The 18,200-nt window shown below is 74.3% G+C and carries 16 protein-coding genes; 10 read left to right on the top strand and 6 right to left on the bottom strand.

Annotation, left to right across the window (positions count from 1 at the left end):
- Nucleotides 1-5: 5 nt before the first annotated feature.
- Together F593_RS0111870 and F593_RS0111865 are read left to right on the top strand one after the other, a co-directional pair.
- Nucleotides 6-1,163, top strand: a complete 1,158-nt coding sequence (locus F593_RS0111870) for a LacI family DNA-binding transcriptional regulator (protein ID WP_022928974.1) — start codon at nt 6-8, stop codon at nt 1,161-1,163.
- 128 nt (nt 1,164-1,291) lie between these two features.
- Nucleotides 1,292-1,882: a S1 family peptidase gene (locus F593_RS0111865; protein WP_022928973.1), complete on the top strand. Its 591-nt coding sequence runs from the start codon at nt 1,292-1,294 to the stop codon at nt 1,880-1,882.
- 17 nt (nt 1,883-1,899) lie between these two features.
- Here the strand turns inward: F593_RS0111865 and F593_RS0111860 are convergent, their stop codons facing one another.
- The 4 genes from F593_RS0111860 to F593_RS24670 all read right to left on the bottom strand — a co-directional run bounded on the left by F593_RS0111860 (nt 1,900) and on the right by F593_RS24670 (nt 6,296).
- Entirely contained in the window at nt 1,900-2,565 is a 666-nt protein-coding gene (locus F593_RS0111860) for an alpha/beta hydrolase (RefSeq protein WP_022928972.1), read from the bottom strand.
- 144 nt (nt 2,566-2,709) lie between these two features.
- Nucleotides 2,710-4,221 carry a long-chain-fatty-acid--CoA ligase gene (locus F593_RS0111855; RefSeq protein WP_022928971.1) on the bottom strand — a complete coding sequence of 504 codons (1,512 nt, stop codon included), beginning with the start codon at nt 4,219-4,221 and terminating at the stop codon, nt 2,710-2,712.
- A gap of 134 nt (nt 4,222-4,355) precedes the next feature.
- Nucleotides 4,356-5,189: an aldo/keto reductase gene (locus F593_RS0111850; protein WP_022928970.1), complete on the bottom strand. Its 834-nt coding sequence runs from the start codon at nt 5,187-5,189 to the stop codon at nt 4,356-4,358.
- 204 nt (nt 5,190-5,393) lie between these two features.
- On the bottom strand, nt 5,394-6,296 hold the full coding sequence (locus F593_RS24670; RefSeq protein ID WP_022928969.1) for a phosphotransferase enzyme family protein: 903 nt from the start codon (nt 6,294-6,296) through the stop codon (nt 5,394-5,396).
- A 231-nt stretch (nt 6,297-6,527) separates the two neighbouring features.
- Between F593_RS24670 and F593_RS24665 the strand changes: the two genes are divergently transcribed.
- The 7 genes from F593_RS24665 (at nt 6,528) to F593_RS0111810 (ending at nt 15,051) form a co-directional block, all read left to right on the top strand.
- Nucleotides 6,528-7,526: an ABC transporter ATP-binding protein gene (locus F593_RS24665; RefSeq protein WP_022928968.1), complete on the top strand. Its 999-nt coding sequence runs from the start codon at nt 6,528-6,530 to the stop codon at nt 7,524-7,526.
- The gene (locus tag F593_RS0111835) at nt 7,526-8,254 is read left to right on the top strand and encodes an ABC transporter permease (RefSeq protein ID WP_022928967.1); all 729 of its coding nucleotides are present in this window, start codon (nt 7,526-7,528) and stop codon (nt 8,252-8,254) included. The genes F593_RS24665 and F593_RS0111835 overlap by 1 nt, the downstream gene beginning before the upstream one ends.
- A gap of 336 nt (nt 8,255-8,590) precedes the next feature.
- Nucleotides 8,591-10,927 carry an endopeptidase La gene (gene lon / locus F593_RS0111830; protein WP_022928966.1) on the top strand — a complete coding sequence of 779 codons (2,337 nt, stop codon included), beginning with the start codon at nt 8,591-8,593 and terminating at the stop codon, nt 10,925-10,927.
- A gap of 355 nt (nt 10,928-11,282) precedes the next feature.
- Nucleotides 11,283-12,188 carry an ABC transporter ATP-binding protein gene (locus tag F593_RS0111825; protein WP_028721630.1) on the top strand — a complete coding sequence of 302 codons (906 nt, stop codon included), beginning with the start codon at nt 11,283-11,285 and terminating at the stop codon, nt 12,186-12,188.
- Nucleotides 12,185-12,976, top strand: a complete 792-nt coding sequence (locus F593_RS0111820; protein WP_169449189.1) for an ABC transporter permease — start codon at nt 12,185-12,187, stop codon at nt 12,974-12,976. The genes F593_RS0111825 and F593_RS0111820 overlap by 4 nt, the downstream gene beginning before the upstream one ends.
- 12 nt (nt 12,977-12,988) lie before the next feature.
- Nucleotides 12,989-14,449, top strand: a complete 1,461-nt coding sequence (locus F593_RS28295; protein ID WP_022928964.1) for a sensor histidine kinase — start codon at nt 12,989-12,991, stop codon at nt 14,447-14,449.
- On the top strand, nt 14,446-15,051 hold the full coding sequence (locus tag F593_RS0111810) for a response regulator transcription factor (RefSeq protein WP_022928963.1): 606 nt from the start codon (nt 14,446-14,448) through the stop codon (nt 15,049-15,051). Before F593_RS28295 ends, F593_RS0111810 begins: the two co-directional genes overlap by 4 nt.
- A gap of 108 nt (nt 15,052-15,159) precedes the next feature.
- On the opposite strand, the gene F593_RS28290 is transcribed toward F593_RS0111810, so the two are convergent.
- A complete protein-coding gene (locus F593_RS28290; protein ID WP_084629952.1) occupies nt 15,160-15,741 on the bottom strand; it encodes a transglycosylase family protein in 582 nt (193 codons plus the stop codon).
- Between the two features lie 346 nt (nt 15,742-16,087).
- Nucleotides 16,088-16,930 (bottom strand): class I SAM-dependent methyltransferase, encoded by an 843-nt coding sequence (locus tag F593_RS24650; RefSeq protein WP_022928961.1) that lies wholly within the window; start codon nt 16,928-16,930, stop codon nt 16,088-16,090.
- 311 nt (nt 16,931-17,241) lie between these two features.
- Between F593_RS24650 and F593_RS28285 the strand changes: the two genes are divergently transcribed.
- On the top strand, nt 17,242-18,051 hold the full coding sequence (locus tag F593_RS28285; RefSeq protein ID WP_022928960.1) for a methyltransferase domain-containing protein: 810 nt from the start codon (nt 17,242-17,244) through the stop codon (nt 18,049-18,051).
- Nucleotides 18,052-18,200: the final 149 nt, after the last annotated feature.

Genomic DNA, 18,200 nt, shown 5'->3' with positions numbered 1-18,200 from the left:
ATTTCGTGAGCGGCTCCCCGACCCCCAGTCCCGACGGGGCCGCGACCGGCGCAAGCGGGAACGACAGGACGGCGACCGGCGGCGACGGGACCTCCGGGGCGGCCGCGGACGGTGCCGAGAACCGCCGCACGCGGTCCCGACGCTCCGGCGGCTACGTGACGATGGACGACGTCGCCCGCGAAGCCGGCGTGTCGCGGGCACTGGTCTCGCTCGTGATGCGCGAGAGCCCGAAGGTCAGCGACGAGCGCCGCAGCCGCGTGCTCGAGGTCGCCGCCGATCTGGGCTACCGCCCCAACGCGATGGCCCGCAGCCTGGCGAGCACCCGCACGAAGACCGTGGGCGTGCTGCTGAACGACCTGCACAACCCGTTCTTCGCCGAGATCGCGCAGGGGATGGAGGACCTCGCCTCGCAGCACGGCTACCGCCTGCTGATCATCACGGGCGAGCGCCGGCAGCGCCGCGAGCGCGCGCTGATCGAGGCGCTCATCGAGTACCGCCCCGACGGCCTGATCCTCGTCTCCCCCCGCATCCCGAGCGGCGAGATCGTCGCCCTCACCGCCGGCGTCCCGACCGTCGTCGCCGGCCGGGTGCTGCGCGACGCGCACATCGACTGCGTCACGACGGACGAGGTCGCCGGCTCCCGACTGGCGGTCGAGCACCTGGCCGACCTGGGCCACCGCGACATCGTCCACCTCGACGGCGGCGCCGGTGCCGGCGCGGCCCCGCGCCGCGCCGGCTACGGGCGGGCGATGCGCGAGCTCGGCCTGGAGCAGCACGCGCGGGTGGTCCCGGCCGACTTCACCGAGGACGCCGGCGCGCGGGGCGTGGAGCGCCTGCTCGCCGCCGGCGACCTGCCCACCGCGATCTTCGCCGCGAACGACCTGGCCGCCGCGGGCGCGCTGGACGCCCTGCTCGGCGCCGGCCTGGCCGTCCCCGGCGACCTCTCCGTCGTGGGCTACGACGACGTCTTCCTCGCCGGCCTGCGCCACGTGTCCCTCACGACGATCAACCAGCCGCGCCGCGCGATGGGCCAGCGCTCGCTCGAGCTGCTGCTGGAGCGCATCGACGGCCGCACGGAGCGGGTGGTGTGGATCGAGCACCCCACCCTCGTCGTGCGCTCCACCACCGCCGCCCCCGGCGCCGCGCGCGCCGCGGCGGACTGACCGGCGACCCCGGCGTGCCCGCAGCCCCACCACGACGGGCGGTGGCCGTCGCGGCGCTGGCCGCGTGCGGACTCCCCGGTTGCGGCGCGCGACCCGCCACGCCCCCTGATGGCCCCGCGGGCCCTCGTGTGACGGCCGCCGACGTCGTGGCGGTGCGGACGACCGCGGGACCGGGCGGGGAGGAGGCGACGGGCTTCCGCGTTGGAGGGGCGATCCTCACCGTCGCCCACGCGCTGCCGCCCGACGCCCGGCCGGGCCGCGCCACGGTCGGCCGCGTCGGGAGCCCGGGCCTGCCGGCCCGGCTCGCGGCGCGCGACGACGTGGCCGATCTCGCGGTGCTGGGCACGAGCGGCATCCGGGCCTCGCGCGGCTTGGCCACCGACTGGGTCCGGGCCCCGAGCCGGCCGGCCGCCGACGGGGACGGCGGCGGCTGGCGCGTGCTGCTGCGCCGCGACGGCCGGGTCGTCGACCGCGCGGTCACGCTGCGGCAGCGGATCACCGCGCGGGTCGACGCGCCCGGCAGCGGCACGGGGGGTCGGCGACCGGCCCTCGCGCTCGCGGTGTCGGCCGCCCCAGGGGACAGCGGCGCGCCCGTCGTCGACGGACGGGGACGGCTGGTCGGCGTGCTGTTCGGGGTCTCCGAGCGACAGCGCGGCACCGCCTACGCCGTCACGGCGCGCCCGGTCGTCACCCTCCTGGCCGCCGCCCGGGGCGGCTGAGCGACGGGCGGCCGGGCTCAGCCGCGCGGCGGCAGCGTCTCGGCGATCCAGGACGCGATGGCCGGCACGTGCTCCGGGGCGATCTGGTGGCCGCCGTCGAAGTCCAGGGCGGTGAGGTCGAGACCGCCGTCGCGCACCAGCGCCCGGGCCCGCTCGGCGAACTCGTAGGCGATGACGGGGTCGCGGCGACCGTGCGCGTTGAGCACCCGGGTGGCGGTCCGCGGCGCCAGGTCGGGCTGCCAGCCCTCGACCGTCGGCACGAACCCGGAGAGCCCCAGGACGCCGGCGACGACGGGCCGCCCGGGGCCGAGGCCCGTCGCGTGGCTCATGACGGATCCCATGGAGAACCCGCCGAGGATCGTGCGCGAGGGCGCGATGCCCGTGCGCTCCCAGAGCGCGTCGTGGAACGCGCCCAGGGCGAGGTACGAGGTGCGGAACGTGTCCGGGTCGGGGTAGCCGACCTGCGGCACGACGTACCAGTGCTGCCCCGGCCAGCCCGGCACGCGCAGGGGCCCGCCGGGTGTGACGACGTGCAGGCGGCGTTCCGGGTCGAGCACGTCGGCCAGGCCGATCAGGTCGTTCTCGTCCGCCCCGCGCCCGTGGTGCAGCACGAGCAGCCCGTCGGCGGTGCCGTCGGCGGGGCGCTCACGGAAGGCGAGCTCGGGGATCTCGGGGGTGCTCACGGTGCGTCCTCAGTCTTGGTTGCTCGTGCAACTACTCCGTCGACTGTAGCGCGCCGCCCCCGGAACGCCAAACCGCCGCGGGCAGGGCCACGCGGCGGTGAGGGACGGAAGGCTGTGCGGGGGCGAACGCCCCCGCGGGGCGGCTCAGGCCGCGGGCGCGTCGATCTCGCGCTTGAGGATCTTGCCCGTCGGGCCCTTGGGGAGCTCGTCGACGATCCACACGTGGCGCGGGTACTTGTAGGCCGCGACCTGCTCCTTGACGAAGTCCCGCAGCTCGTCCGCGGTGACCTGCGCGCCGCTCTTGAGCGAGACCGCCGCGGCGACCTCCTCGCCGAGCTCCTCGTGCTTGATGCCGATGACGGCGGCCTCGGCGACGGCCGGGTGCTCGTAGAGCACCTCTTCGACCTCGCGCGGGTAGACGTTGTAGCCGCCGCGGATGATCAGGTCCTTCTTGCGGTCGACGATGAAGTAGAAGTCGTCCTCGTCCTTCTTCGCCATGTCGCCGGTGGAGAACCAGCCGTCGGCGGAGATCGCGGCCTTCGTCGCCTCGGGGTTCTTCCAGTAGCCCTTCATGACGTTCGGGCCCTTGACCTGGAGCTCGCCGACCTCGCCCGTCGCGACCTCCTCCCCCGCGTCGTCGACGACCCGCAGCTGCACGCCGTCGATGGCGACGCCGATCGAGCCGGCCTTCTTCTCGAGCTCCATGCGGCTGAAGCTCGCCACCGGCGAGGTCTCGGAGAGGCCGTAGCCCTCGAGGATCGGGGCGCCGAAGTCCTTCTCGACGCCGCGCAGCACCTCGACGGGCAGCGCGGAGCCGCCCGAGACGAACAGGCGCACCGAGCTCGTGTCGTAGTCGCCGCGCTTCGGGTGGTGCAGGACGGCGCCGTGCATCGTCGGCACGCCCATGAAGACGGTGACCTTGTCGCGCTGGATGATCTCGAGCGCGGTGGTCGGGTCGAACCGCGGCAGCAGCGTGACCTCGGCGCCGGCGGCGACCGCGACGTTCAGCGTGCAGGTCTGGCCGAAGACGTGGAAGAAGGGCAGGCCGCCGAAGAGGACGTCGTTCTCCGTCGGCTTGTAGAGGGGCAGGCAGGCCGCCACGTTGGAGCCGATGGAGTGGTGCGTGAGCTCCGCGCCCTTCGGGTGCCCCGTGGTGCCCGAGGTGTAGAGGACGACGGCGGTGTCGTCGCCGTCCTTGTGGGCGACCTCGACGATCGGCTCGGCGGCGCCGACGCGCTTGGCGATGTCCTCCGGCTCGATCAGCAGCACCTCGGCGCCCTCGACCTGCTCGGCGCCGCCCTGCGCGGACTCCGCGAACCCGTGCCAGGCGAGCAGCAGCTTGGCGCCGGAGTTCTCGAGGTAGAACGCCACCTCGCGCTTCGAGAGCAGCGGGTTCATCGGCACGACGATCGCGCCGAGCCGGAGCGCGCCGTAGTACGCCAGCGGGAAGTGCGGCGTGTTCGGCAGCATGATGCCGACCCGGTCGCCGGGCTGAACGCCCATGCTCTTGAGCATCCCGGCGACGCGCTGGCTGCCCGCCTCGAGCGCGGCGTACGGGACGGCGGCGTCGTCCAGGCGGATGGCGATCCGCTCGGGGAACTTCGCCGCGGAGGTGGTGAGGAGCGTCGCGAGATTCGCGTTGGACTGGTCGGCCATGGAGGCATCCTGCCACCCCCCGGCCGTCCGTGCGCTCCTGTGTCATCCGACACGCATCCGCGGCCCGGCCGGACGCCGGACCGCGGTGGGCCGTCGGCACTACTCGCGGGTAGCGCCGCGGACCCGGGCCGGACTCAGGCCTGGTTGAACTCGTCCGGGTCGGGACCCGTGCGCTCGTTCTTGTTCAGGCCCTCGAGCACCGTGATGTCCTCCGACGAGAGCTCGAAGTCGAAGACGTCGAAGTTCTCCTCCACGCGCGAGGCGGTGACGGACTTCGGGAAGATGATGTTCCCGATCTGCAGGTGCCAGCGCAGGATCGCCTGGGCGGGCGTCTTGCCGTGGCGGCCGGCGATCTCGGCGACCGCATCGTGCTTGAGCAGCTCGCCGCCCTGGGCCAGCGGGCTCCAGGCCTCCGTGTGGATGCCGTGCGCCCGGTGGTAGTCCCGGAGCCCCTGCTGCGTGAGGAACGGGTGCAGCTCGATCTGGTTCACCGACGGCACGACCTCGGACTTCGCGGCGAGCGCGTCGAGGTGCGCCGGCTGGAAGTTCGACACGCCGATGGAGCGCACGCGCCCGTCGGCCTTGAGCTTCTCGAACGCGCGCCAGGTGTCGAGGTAGAGCTCGCGGGCCGGGGTCGGCCAGTGGATGAGGTACAGATCGAGCACGTCGATCCCGAGCTTCTCCATGCTCGCGTCGAACGCCTTCAGGGTGCTCTCGTAGCCCTGGTCGGCGTTCCACAGCTTCGTGGTGACGAAGAGCTCGTCGCGGGCGACGCCCGAGGCCTTGAGGGCGGCTCCGACGCCCTCCTCGTTCTTGTAGGCCGCGGCGGTGTCGATGTGGCGGTAGCCCGTGGAGATGGCATGCTCGACGACGGACTGCGCGTCCTCCGCCGGGATCTGCCAGGTGCCGAACCCGAGCTGCGGGATCTCGACGCCGTCGTTGAGCGTGAGGGTGGGGACCTGCGTCATAGGGGGGACCTTCCTTCGTGGCGAGCGGTCGTGCGGCCGTGGTGCTGCGCCGCGTCGTGACCTCTACCCGCCGATCGTGGTGGGCGCACGCAATCGTTGCGCCCGGAACTTCCTCCCAGGCTACCGGGCGCGGCCGCGGCCCTCGGGCGCGCCCAGGCCGGCCCGGGCCTCCGCCCGGAGGCGGGCCCGGCAGGGGTCCCCGGCCTAGTGCCGGCCCCAGACGGGCGGGTCCGGCTCGCCCGTGAAGGCGCGCATCCGCACGTCGGCCTCGGCCGAGCGCGCGCCCGCGGTCGGATCCTCCGCCGCGAACAGCCAGGCCGCCGACGCCAGCTCGCGCACGCGCAGGCAGACCTCCCACGACGCGTCCTCCGCGCGGCCGTAGCCGCGTCGCACCGCCTGCCACCACGCCGGGTCGGCGCCGTAGCGGCGCGGGTGCAGCGCGGCCGGCGCCAGGTCCCACGCGCGCGGGCCGTGGCCGATGAGGTCGAAGTCGGCCAGGATCGCCTGCCCCGTCACCTCGTGCGTGAGGACGTTCCCGGGGTGCGCGTCGCCGTGGACGACCCCGACGGGCGTCGTGGTCGCCAGGGCGTCGAGCTCGGCGCGCAGCTCCGCCAGGGTGCGCTCCAGCAGCGCCACCTCGTCGGGGGCGAAGTGGGGGTTGCCCCGCAACCCCCCGAGCCGCGCGGCGATCAGCTCGAGCGCGCCCCAGTCCGGGAGCGGCGCGTCGTAGTCGACGGTGGCGTCGTGGAACCCGCGGATGAGCGCCCCGAACGCCTCTCCGTCCGTCACACCCTTCGGGTCGTGCGGCACCCACGCCCACGCCGTGGCCCAGTGCCCGTCGACATCGACGGGCTGCTCCACCCCCAGCGGCCGCACGGCGGGGAACCCGCGGGTCGCGAGGAACGCCGCCAGGTCGAGCTCGCGCTGCACCGCCGCGCGCTCCCGCCCGACGGGGGCGATGCGCACGACGGCGTCGCCGACGCGGTGGCTGGCGTTCGTGCCCAGCCGCAGCAGCTCGGGCGTGCCGGCGAGTCCCCAGCGCGCCGCGGCGGCGGCGACGAGCGGCGCGGCGTCCTCCGCGGTCCAGGGCTTCCGGGTGGCCTCCATCGCCCGATCATGGCGGACGCGCCCGCCCGCGGCCGTGCCGCCTCGGCGGCACGGCCGGGCCACCCCGGCAGGGCCACGCATCGCCGGGTCGGGGGTCGGGGTGACCCGGGGTGGAACTAGGGGAATCCCCGGCCTTCGGGGGGCGTGGTGGCGTATAGGGTCCGCCCCGCAAGCCGCCTGGCCCGACGAGGACCTCTCGTCGGCCCGTCCCCGAACGCGGCTGGCAACGCTATGGAACCGGTCATCTCCCTGAACAACGTGACGAAGCGCTTCGGCCAGCACGTCGCCGTCGACAGCGTCACGATCGACGTGCCGAAGGGCCGCTGCTACGCCTGGCTCGGCCCGAACGGCTGCGGCAAGACGACGCTCATCCGCATGATGCTCGGCCTCGCCCGGGTGTCCTCGGGCGAGATCAAGGTGCGCGGGCTATCCGTCCCCGGCCACACCCGCGAGGCGCTGTCCCGCGTCGGCGGCATCGTGGAGGAGCCGCGCTTCTACCCGTACCTCTCGGGCCGCAAGAACCTCGAGGTCTGGGCCGCCCACCAGGGCCGCGAGGCCCACGCGGCGATCGCCCCGTCCCTCGACCGCGTCGGACTCGCCGATCGCGCGAACGACCGGGTCGGCACCTACTCGCTCGGGATGCGCCAGCGCCTCGGCGTCGCCCGCGCGCTCCTGAACGACCCCGAGCTGCTCGTCCTCGACGAGCCGACGAACGGCCTGGACCCCGCCGGCCTCGCCGAGTTCCGCATCATGATCCGCGAGCTCGTGGACGAGGGCCGCAGCGTCTTCATCTCCTCGCACATCCTCTCCGAGGTGGAGAAGATGGCCGACGACATCGCGATCATCGAGAAGGGCAAGATGCTCGCGAACGGCTCCGTCGCCGACCTCATGCGCGGCGGCACGCACGCGATCTCCGTCCGCACCACGGACCCCGACCGCGCGGAGCCGCTGCTGCGGGCGCTGCCGTTCTCGCTCGGCGTCTCGCGCGTGGCGGGCGACGTGCTCGAGGTCAAGGTGGAGGAGGCCGACGACGCGGCGCTGCTGCGCACGGGCCAGGACCTCTTCGGTGCCGGGATCGGCATCCTCGAGCTGCAGAAGAAGGGCGAGACGCTCGAGCGGCGCTTCCTCGAGCTCACCGGCACGACCGCCGGCGAGCTGGGCGGCGCGTCCGTCCTCGCGGCGCCGCCCGCCGCCGACTCCCCCGCCGACGCGACCACGGAGAGCCGCTGATGCTTCCCCTCCTCGGCGCCGAGCTGCGGCGCATCACCGGTCGCCGTGGCTCCTTCTACGGCTCCATCCTCTTCGCCCTGATCATCATGGGCATCACGATCGCGGTGGACGACGCCCAGAGCGGCGCGACCGCGATGGAGCGCGTCGCTACCGCCGGCCGCTACGCCGGGCTCCTCGGCGTCGTCGTCATGGGCGCGCTGGCCGGCTCCTACGACAGCGCGAACGGCACCATGCGCTACCTCGTCCTCACGGGCGTGCCCCGCTGGCAGCTGGCGGTCGTCCGCATCGTCGGCATGATGGTCGCGGTCCTCCCCATGGCGCTGCTGATCCTCGTGATCGCGTACGTCTCCTCCATGGGTGTCGGCGACGGCCCGTCGGGCACGGTCGTCGGCGAGTCCACCTGGGCCGTCCTGGCGACCCTCTGGACCTGGGGCATCGTCTCGACGTCGGTCGGCATGCTCATGCGCTCCAACGGCTCCGCGATCGCGGTCAGCGTCGTCCTGTTCTTCGGCGGCGCGCTCATCACCGCGCTCGTCGCCGAGTTCATCTCGGAGACCCTGGCCAACTACCTCCTGCCGACGGTCTTCGAGCAGGTCGCGGCGCTGATCAAGCCGGACGAGGAGGAGGGCCTGGCGCTCTCGCTCGCCGCCGCCTTTGCAGTGCTCGCCGTGTGGCTCGTCGCGCTGAGCGCGGCGGCGATCGCGCGCGTGCAGCGGGACGAGTACTAGCCGGGGCGGGCGCCGGACGGCGCCCGCCCCGCACCGCATCCGCCGGCCCCGGCGCGCACCGCGCGTCGGGGCTTCGTCGTTCCCGGGCGCGCCGGCGCCCGCGGCTCGCCCGTGTCCCCCCCGGCTCCGCCCGGCCCCGGCCCGACCCGGTCCGGCCCGCTCCCGTCCGTCCGTCCCCATCCGCCCTGATGGACGGCACCTCAGGGGTCCTGCGCTATGGTCATCCGACTATCTCAGTCCACACGACTCAGATCATGTGGACGCCGGGTTCGCACCGTGCTACGGTTCACGAACCACACCGTTGAAGTTCTCAACAACCTGAGGATCGCGCGTCACATGTCCACCACCCTCCCCCTGATCCCGCTCGACGACGTCGTCGTCTTCCCGACGATGGACGTCACCCTGCCGGTCGATCCGGGCGACGAGGAGCGCGTGCTCCTGGTCCCCCGCATCGACGGTGAGTTTGCCGCGGTCGGCACCATCGCCCGCGTCAAGCGCCACGTCCGCCTGCCCGGCGGCGGCAAGGGCGCCATGTTCGAGGGCATCGCCCGCGGCGTCGCCGGCGCCGCCCAGACCGGCCCGACCGGCGAGCTGCGCGTCACCGTCGAGGAGCACCCCGATGACGTGCCCGTCGACGGCCGCACCCGCGACCTGACCCGCACCCTGCGCGCGACGATCGACGAGATCCTCACCGCCCGCGGCGACGACGGCTCGGTCCAGGCCGTCTTGCGGGCCATCAAGGAGCCGGGCGCGCTGGCCGACTCCATCGGCTACGACCCCGAGCTGACGGTCGAGCAGAAGGTCGAGATCCTCGCGACCCTCGACGTCACGGAGCGGCTCGAGAAGGCCATCGCGCTCATCCAGGAGCGCCTCTCCGACCTGCAGCTGCGCCAGAAGATCCGCGAGGGCGTGGAGTCCGGCGCCCAGAAGCAGCAGCGCGAGTACCTCCTGCGCAAGCAGATGGACTCCATCCGGCACGAGCTCGGCGAGGACGACGCGTCCGTCGTCGAGGAGTACCGCGAGAAGATCGAGAACGCCGGCATGCCGGCGGCCGTCCGCGAGCAGGCCGACAAGGAGCTGGCCCGCTTCGAGCGCATGGGCGGCGAGGGGTCCGGCGAGGCCCAGACCATCCGTAACTACCTCGACTGGCTCCTGAGCGTGCCGTGGGGCGAGCGCTCCGAGGAGAACCTCGACCCGGTCCACGCGCGGGCGACGCTCGACAGCGACCACTTCGGCCTCGAGGACGTGAAGGACCGCATCGTCGAGTTCCTCGCCGTCAAGAAGCTGCGGGCCGACCGCGGCCTCGACGACGACGACGCCGCGAGCTCGCAGGAGAAGACGCGGCGCCGCGGCGGCGGGTCGATCCTGACCCTCGTCGGGCCCCCCGGCACCGGCAAGACCTCGATCGGCGAGTCCGTCGCGAAGGCGACGGGGCGCGAGTTCGTGCGCATCGCCTTGGGCGGCGTGCGCGACGAGGCCGAGATCCGCGGCCACCGCCGCACGTACATCGGCGCGCTCCCGGGCCGCCTGGTGCGCGCCCTGCGCGACGCGGGGACGATGAACCCGGTGATCCTGCTGGACGAGGTCGACAAGGTCGGTGCGGACCACCGCGGCGATCCGTCGGCGGCGCTGCTCGAGGTCCTCGACCCCGCGCAGAACCACTCGTTCCGCGACCACTACCTCGACATCGAGATCGACCTCTCCCAGGTGCTGTTCCTGGCGACGGCGAACACGCTCGACACGATCCCGGGGCCGCTGCTGGACCGCATGGAGGTCATCCCCTTCGACGGCTACACCGTCGCGGAGAAGACGGCCATCGCCCGTGACCACCTCTTCCCCCGTCAGCGCCGCAACAACGGCCTGCACGACGACGAGGTGACGATCGACGACGGCCTGCTGCACACCATCGTCGACGAGTACACCCGGGAGTCCGGCGTCCGTCAGCTCGAGCGCCAGGTCGGCACCCTGCTGCGCAAGACGGCGACGGAGATCGCCTCGGGCAAGACCGAGACGCCCGTGAAGGTCGACCTCGACCGGGTGCGCGACGCCCTCGGCCGGCAGAAGGTGTTCCACGAGTCCGCGGCCCGCACGGCGGTCCCGGGCGTGGCGACCGGCCTGGCGGTCACGGGCACGGGCGGCGACGTCCTCTTCATCGAGGCCACGCGCGTCCCCGTCCCCGGCTCGAAGGGCAGCCTCGTCCTGACCGGCCAGCTCGGCGACGTGATGAAGGAGTCCGCCCGGATCGCCCTCTCGTGGACCCGCGCCAACGCGGAGAAGCTCGGGATCGACCCGGCGAAGTTCGAGGACGCGGAGTTCCACGTCCACGTGCCGGCGGGCGCGATCCCGAAGGACGGCCCCTCGGCCGGCATCACGATGGTGACGGCGCTGGTCTCCCTCCTGACGGGCCGCCCGGTCAAGCACACGGTCGGCATGACCGGTGAGGTCACGCTGCAGGGCCGCGTGCTCCCGATCGGCGGGCTGAAGCAGAAGTCCATCGCCGCCCACGCGGCCGGGCTGACGGACATCGTCATCTCGGAGCGCAACCGCGGCGACCTGGACGACGTGCCGGACGAGGTCAAGGACGCCGTGACGTTCCACCCCTCCATGAGCGTCACCGAAGTCCTCGAGGTCGCACTCGAGGCGCGGGTCGCCGAGGTGGCGCACACCGCCTGATCCGGACGCCGGAGGCGGTCGCGGGGCTCGTCCGGCCCCTCGACCCGCCGGACGGACCGGTGCGGCCGGGGGGCCGAACAGCCCCGCCGGCCGCACCGGCCGCGCGCCCAGGTTGGCGGGACGCGGCCACGGGGTCGTGGGGACGCGGGTCGTTGGGAGGCGACCCCGCCCCGGGCCCCGTGACCCGGTCCCGCCCGGAACGGTGTGGTGCCCAGACGGGCGCGAGGAGGAGAGGGGCCCCGGGAGACCGGGGCCCTTCGTCGTTCTGGGGCCCCCGCCCGTGACAGACGTCATGCCGAGGACGTGACGCCCGGCTCTACCGGGGGCGGCCGCCGGAGCGCAGAGTGGAGGCACGATGACCGACCACCCGCTCCTCCTCGACCTCCAGGGCGTGCACCAGCGCTACGGCGACCGCGAGGTCCTCCACGGCGTCGACCTGCGCGTCGCGCCCGGTGAGACCGTCGCGCTGCTCGGCCCCAACGGCGCCGGCAAGTCCACCGCCGTCTCCGTGCTGCTCGGGCTCGCCCGGCCGACCGCCGGCACCGCCACCGTGTGCGGGCGCGCCCCGGAGGACGCCGTCGCCGCCGGCTGCGTCGGGGCGATGCTCCAGGACGCCGGGCTGCCCGACAACACGAAGGTCGGCCAGCTCGTCTCGCTCTTCGCGGCGCTCTACCCCCGGCCGATGCGGCCCGAGCGCGCCCTCCAGCTCGCCGACGCCGCCGACCTGGCCGACCGCTCGTCCGGCGCGCTCTCCGGCGGCCAGGCCCAGCGGGTGCGGCTGGCGCTCGCGCTCGTCGCCGATCCCGACCTGCTCGTGCTCGACGAGCCGACCGCCGCGATGGACCCCGAGGTCCGCCGCCGGTTCTGGACGGCGCTGCGCAGCCAGGCCGGCGGGCGCCGCGGCCTGCTCTTCGCCACCCACCACCTCGACGAGGCGCAGGCCGTCGCCGACCGCGTCGTCGTCCTCGCAGGCGGTCGCACCGTGGCCGAGGGCACGCCCGCCGAGGTCGCGGCCCGGGCCGGCGGGGCGGTGCTCCGCGCCCGCGTGGGCGACGCCGTCGCCGCCGAGCTGCGCGTCCTGCCGGGCGTGCGCTCCGCGAAGGACGGGGACGACGGCCGCGTGACCCTCGTCTGCTCCGACTCCGACCTGGCGCTGCGCGCGCTGCTGGCCGCGCACCCCGACGCCCACGACCTCGAGGTCCGACCGGCCGACCTCGAGGACGCGTTCCTGACCATGGCCGCCGAAGGATGGACCCGATGAGCACCCAGACCGCCCCGTCCGCCCCCGCCGCCGCGCGCTCCGCCCCGCGGCCGCGCCGGGCCGTCGCCCCCGCCGCCGCGTACGTGCGGCTCGAGGTCAGCCGCACCGTCCGCAACCCGCGCGCCGTGCTGCTCAGCGTGCTCGTGCCGATCCTGCTCCTGCTCGTGCTCTCCGGCGGCGACATGGACGACGACAGCCGTCGCGGGCTGCTCGCCGGCATGGCGGCCTACGGCGCGATCGGCGGCGGACTCTTCGCCGTCGGCCCGCGCCTGGCCGCCGAGCGCACGAGCGGCTGGCTGCGGCAGCTGCGCGCCACCCCGATGTCGCCGTACGCGGCGATCGTGGGCAAGGGCGCGTCCGGGCTGCTGCTCGCGCTGATCTCGGCGTTCGTCGTCGGCGCGGTCGGGCGCTTCGGGCCGGCCGGCATCTCGACGGTGCAGTGGCTCGAGCTCTCGGTCGCCCTGGCCCTCTGCGCGACGGTCACGACCGCGCTCGGCCTGCTGATCGGCGCCGCGTGCCGGTCCCCCGAGACCGCGCAGGGCGTCTCGATGCTCTCCTACATCGGCCTCTCCGCCGTCGGCGGTCTGTGGGTGCCGCCCGACCAGTTCCCGTCGTGGCTGCAGGACGTCGGCCAGGTCCTCCCCACGTACCACGTGGGCGAGGTGGCGCGGGCGATCACGCTCGGGACCGGCGTAGAGCTCGCGGACTGCGGCATCATCGCGGCGTGGGCCCTCGCCCTGGGCACGGCCGCCACCGTCGCCTGGCGCCACGGGACCCGCGTCCGCTGAGCACTCCCCACCGTGACGTCGACCCCGCCCACGCCCGCCCCGCACGACCCCGCGCCCGGAGATGTCCCGGAGCCGTGGGTCACCGGGCCGACGGACGCCGGCGCTCCGCCCGACACCGGCAGGGCGTCGACGTCCACCACCCCCGGCCGGCGCCTCGACGACCGCTGGCTGAGCGTCGTCGCCGGCGGGGTGTGGCTCGTCTACCTCGTGCCCGCGGCCGTGAAGGTCGTGACGGAGGACGGGTGGTCGCCGCTGACGCGCGTGCTCGCGGGCGGGTCGCTCGCCGCGTTCGTCGCCCTCTACCTGACGACCCTCTTCGTCGCCGTCCCCGCGCGCCGGGCCCGCAGCATCCGGCAGGACGGCTACGCCGGCCCGGCCGACGCCGCCGGCGACCGCGAGATGGCGCTGCGGACGGCCGGACTGCTCGTGCTCGGGCTGGGCGGTGCGGTCGCGTTCGGCACGGAGTGGATGGCCTCGATGGCCTACGTCACGCCCGTCATGGCGATCGCGCTCGACCGCCGGTGGGTGCCGCGGGCGATCGTCGCCGTCCTCGTCGTCTCCGAGCTCATGCTGCTCGCGCTCGGCGAGACCGGGGGCGCCGGGTTCTTCTGGGTCGGCTTCGCGATCCTCCTGGCGGGGTTCCTGACCTACGCGTCGCGCCGGCAGGGCGAGCTGGAGGGCGCGCTCCTGCGGGCCGAGGAGCGCAACGCCCGCCTCGCGGTCGTCGACGAGCGCAACCGCATCGCCCGCGACCTCCACGACCTGCTCGGCCACAGCCTCTCCGTCATCGCCGTGAAGGCCCAGCTCGCCGAGCGCCTGCTGGAGCGCGAGCGGCCGGAGCAGGCGATGGCCGAGATCCGCGACGTCCGCGGCGTCGCCCGGGACGCCCTGCACGAGGTCCGCCACGTCGTCGACGGCTACCGCCGGCGCCCCCTGGCGGCCGAGGTCGCGTCCGCCCGCGCGGCGCTCGAGGCGGGCGGCGTAGCCGTCACCACCGCGCTGCCCGAGCAGCCGATCCCGCAGCGCGCCGAGGACGTCGTCGCGTTCGTCGTGCGCGAGGGGGCGACGAACGTCCTGCGCCACGCCGGCGCGCGCACGGCGACGATCGCGGTGCGTCGCGAGCCGGACGCCGTCGTGGCCACGGTCAGCGACGACGGCGCGGGCGCCGGCCGGCCGCGAGTGCTCCGCCCCGACGACCGCCGGCCGGGCGACGGCCACGGGCTCGCGGGTCTGGCGGAACGCGTCGCGACCGTGGGCGGGCGCGTCGAGCTGCGGGGCGGCGCGTCGGGCGGCACAACGCTCGAGGCGCGCATCCCGGTCGGTGCGGAGGCGGTCACGGCGGGGCCAGTTGGTGCCGCGACGGTCGGTGCCGGGCCGGTCGGTGCCGGGCCGGTCGGTGCTCGGGAGCGGCCGGGCGTCGCCCGTGTCCCGGGCGCCGAAGACCCGACGCGCTCGGGGGAGCCTGCCGCGTGATCCGCGTGCTGCTGGCGGAGGACCAGGGCATGGTCCGCGGCGCGCTCGCGGCGCTGCTGACCCTGGAGGACGACCTCGAGGTCGTCGCCCAGGTGGGTCGCGGCGACGAGGTGCTCGACGCCGCCCGGGCCGCGCGGCCCGACGTCGCCCTGCTCGACATCGAGATGCCGGGGCTGGACGGGATCGCCGCCGCCGCGCTGCTGCGCGACGCGCTCCCGGCCTGCCGGATCGTGATGCTCACGACGTTCGGCCGCCCGGGCTATCTGCGCCGCGCGATGGAGGCCGGCGCGTCGGGCTTCCTCGTCAAGGACGGCTCGGCCGACGACCTCGCGGCTGCCATCCGCCGCGTCGTCGCCGGCGGCCGGGTCGTCGACCCCGAACTGGCGGCCGCCGCCCTGCAGACGGGCGAGGACCCCCTGACCCCGCGCGAGCGCGAGGTGCTCGTCCAGGCGGAGCACGGCGGGACCGTCGGAGCGATCGCCCGCACCCTGCACCTCTCGGAGGGCACCGTCCGCAACTACCTCTCGCAGGCCATCGGCAAGACGGGCGCCGCCACGCGGGTGGAGGCGGCGCGCGTCGCGCGAGAGCGCGGCTGGCTTTAGGGGATCAACCGCGGATGGACGCGGCGGCCGCGGCGCTCGGCCGCAGAGGGCCGTGGTGTCGCCGCTCAGCCGCAGACGGCTGGCGTGTCAGCCGCGTCGTCGCGGCGCTCAGCCGCAGACCGGCCAGGGGCTCGAGCCACGCTGGGCCTGGAGCTGTGCCGCCTTCTGGTCCTGGACGGCCTCGGGGGCCGCCGCGGGGTCGCCGGACCCACCGACGGACTCCCAGGTCTGCTGGTCGAACTGGTACTTGCCGCGGTACTGCCCGTCGGGCGAGACGGCCGCGGGGTTGCCGCCCGACTCGCACTGGGCCACGGACTCGAGCCCGGACCCGGCGCCGGCGCTGGACGTAGCGGGGGCCGCGGCCTGGCCGGCGCTCGACGGAGCCGCCGCAGGTGCGCTGGCGGCGGACGGCGTGCCTCCGCGCAGGCTCAGGTGCATGCTGCGGAGCGTTCCGAGCGACTCCAGCACCTCGGCCCGGGTGGCCGCGCGGGCCTTCCCGCCCTTGCGGATGCCGTCCTCGGCGATGTTGCGGCCGGGCTGTCCGCCGGCGTCCACGACCCGGTCGTAGACCGTGTCGTACGCCTTCGTCAGGCCGCCCGAGGGCTGGGCGGCGGAGGCCGCGGCGGGAGCGCCGGCGGCCAGGGCAGCCGTCGCGAAGGCGACGGCCGTGATCTTCGAATTCGTGCGCATGCTGCTCTTCACCTCACGGTGTCGGGTGCGAAATGCGCTCCCGTGATCCGACGGCGCGCACCGTCGTCACGTTCCTGGTGCCCCGGGCACACAACTCCCGGAGAGCGACGCCGTGCTCGTCGTCGAGGGACTCGAGCGGTGTCGGCGACGGGGGTTCCGTCGCCGTTCGAGACGGCGTCCGTGGACCGTAACGGGGTCGCGGCGGGGGCTGATGTGGGCGCCGTCACGGACGGGGCACACGGATGTCGGATGCCGCGCGTCGGTACGGACACCGGTACGGGGCCGACCCTCAGCGGATCTGCCGGCCCGGCGGGCCGACAGATCCGCGGGCTCGTTGGCCCGGGACTCAGGAGCTCGTGCGCGCGGGTCGCTGCGCGAGGAGCAGCACGACGTCGCTCTGTCGCGGACGGTTCAGGATGGGTGCCGCGAGCCATAGGGCCGCGAACGCCAGCGCACTGATCGGCGAAGGGCGCCGGATCGTGTGGAGACGCGCCCACAGACCCGATCGCTGGATGGATGCCAAGGGGGTGACCGACCGCACCACGAGACCGTGCCGCTCGACCAGGCGGCGGAGCGCCTCGGGCTGCATGTAATGCATGTGCGGACTCGGGAGCCCGTACTGCCAGAAGCGCTTGAACGGACCGAGGACGCCGACCCGAGCCAAGAGCGTCGCCACCCGGTATCCGAGGCCCGTGGCGCTCGGGATGTTCACGCTGAGCACGCCGCCGTCGGCGAGCAGGTCCGCACAGGCAGCGACGGCGCCGCTCGCGTCGGGCACGTGCTCGAGCACGTCGTTGAACGTGATCGCTTCGAACCGCTCATCGTCGGCGATCACGTCCGGGAAGTACCCGTCGCGGACCGTCTTGCCCTCGGAGCGCGTGATCTCGGCCAGCCGAAGTTCGGGTTCGACGCCCTCGGCGTGCACCTCGCGGGCCGCCGCCGCCTCGAGGAACCAGCCGTGGGCCGACCCAACATCGAGGAGCCGCGCGCCCTTCAACGGCACCAGCCGCCCGATCCGCTCGAGGATCTCCGCGTTGTTACGGTCGCGGATCTCGCGCAGGCCGTTGGCGCGCGCGCCGGTGTCGATGAGCTGCTGGAGCTCATCCGATGCGATCTCCGGCTCGAGCTCGGAGCGCCAGCTCCCGCAGGCGGAGCAGCGGCCGACCCAGGACACGTTCCAGCGCTGCACCTCCGCTCCGCACGTTCCGCAGGGCTCCCGGAGCGTCCCTCGCGACGAGGAGCTCATCGGCCTGTCCCTGAGACGCCGTCGCCGGAACCGTCCGCCGTCGCCTGCGAGGCCTTCTCGTCTCGGGACACCCTCGAGGAAGGAAGCGAGCCCCCGTGCACATCGATCCGCATGGGCGGCGACACTACCGAGCGGTTCGTGGGCACGTGCACCGCCGGGTGGGCGTGGCGCCGCGGCGCGACCACGTGCGCCGCGGGCAGGTACGGCATCAGATCCGTCCCGTACGAAGTACACGTCACCCGTAGGGTGTCGAGATGACCAACGAAGCTGCACACGCACGCGAGGCCATCGCCCGGCAGGACAAGTGGCACCACACCATCGAGGTCGCGCCCGGGGTTTTCACACCGGGCATGCAGGACACGGCCCGCCTCCTGCAGCAGGTGTCGCTCCCGGCTGACCTGACGGGCAAGCGGGTACTCGACATCGGGGCCCGCGACGGCTTCTTCACCTTCGAGGCCGAGCGCCGCGGCGCGGGCGAGGTCGTGGCACTGGACAACGAACCCCCGGACCACACCGGCTTCTCCATTGCCGCGGAGCTGCTCGGGTCGAAGGCGACGTACGTGACGGAGAACGTCTACGCCTTGACACCGGAGCGCTTCGGCTCGTTCGACGTGGTGCTCTTCCTGGGCGTCATCTACCACCTGCGCCATCCCCTGCTTGCGCTCGACCGGATCCACGACGTCTGCGCCCCGGGGGCCCGGGTCCTTGTCGAGACCCACATGCTCGACGAGGGCCTCGTCGACGACGAGGGGAACTTCCACAAGCTCACGAGCCTCAACCCGCATCTACCGGGACTACCGCTCGTCCAGTACCTCCCGGGCCGCATGCTCGGCAACGACTTCACCTCACAGTGGGCGCCAAGCAGGGTCGCACTCGAGGGGTGGCTCCGGGGCGCCGGCTTCGAGCCTGAGTCAACCTGGCAGGACGCGTTCCGTGGTGGCGCCACCGCGCGCCGCGTCGACCTGGCGCCCACAGGAGAGCGCGCCGTGGACGAGGCGAGCGCCTGGAGCATGGACACGGGCGAGGTGCTCGCTGCCACGAAGATGGCGCCCCGTTCGGCCTGACCGGAGCAGCGGCACGTCCCTCAACGTGCCCCCTTCCGGTGCCAAGGGCGGGCCGCCGACTAGGCAACGGCGCGGGTGGCCCCGGCCGCGTCAGCGGTCGCCCGCCTCGGTGTCCTGCCGCGGGTCCAAGGGTCGGACCTCGTGCGGAG

It is taken from the genome of Patulibacter americanus DSM 16676, from assembly GCF_000420025.1.
Classification (GTDB): domain Bacteria; phylum Actinomycetota; class Thermoleophilia; order Solirubrobacterales; family Solirubrobacteraceae; genus Patulibacter; species Patulibacter americanus.
Note: the sequence above shows the minus strand (reverse complement) of the source record. Positions and strands in the feature narration are given on the sequence as shown.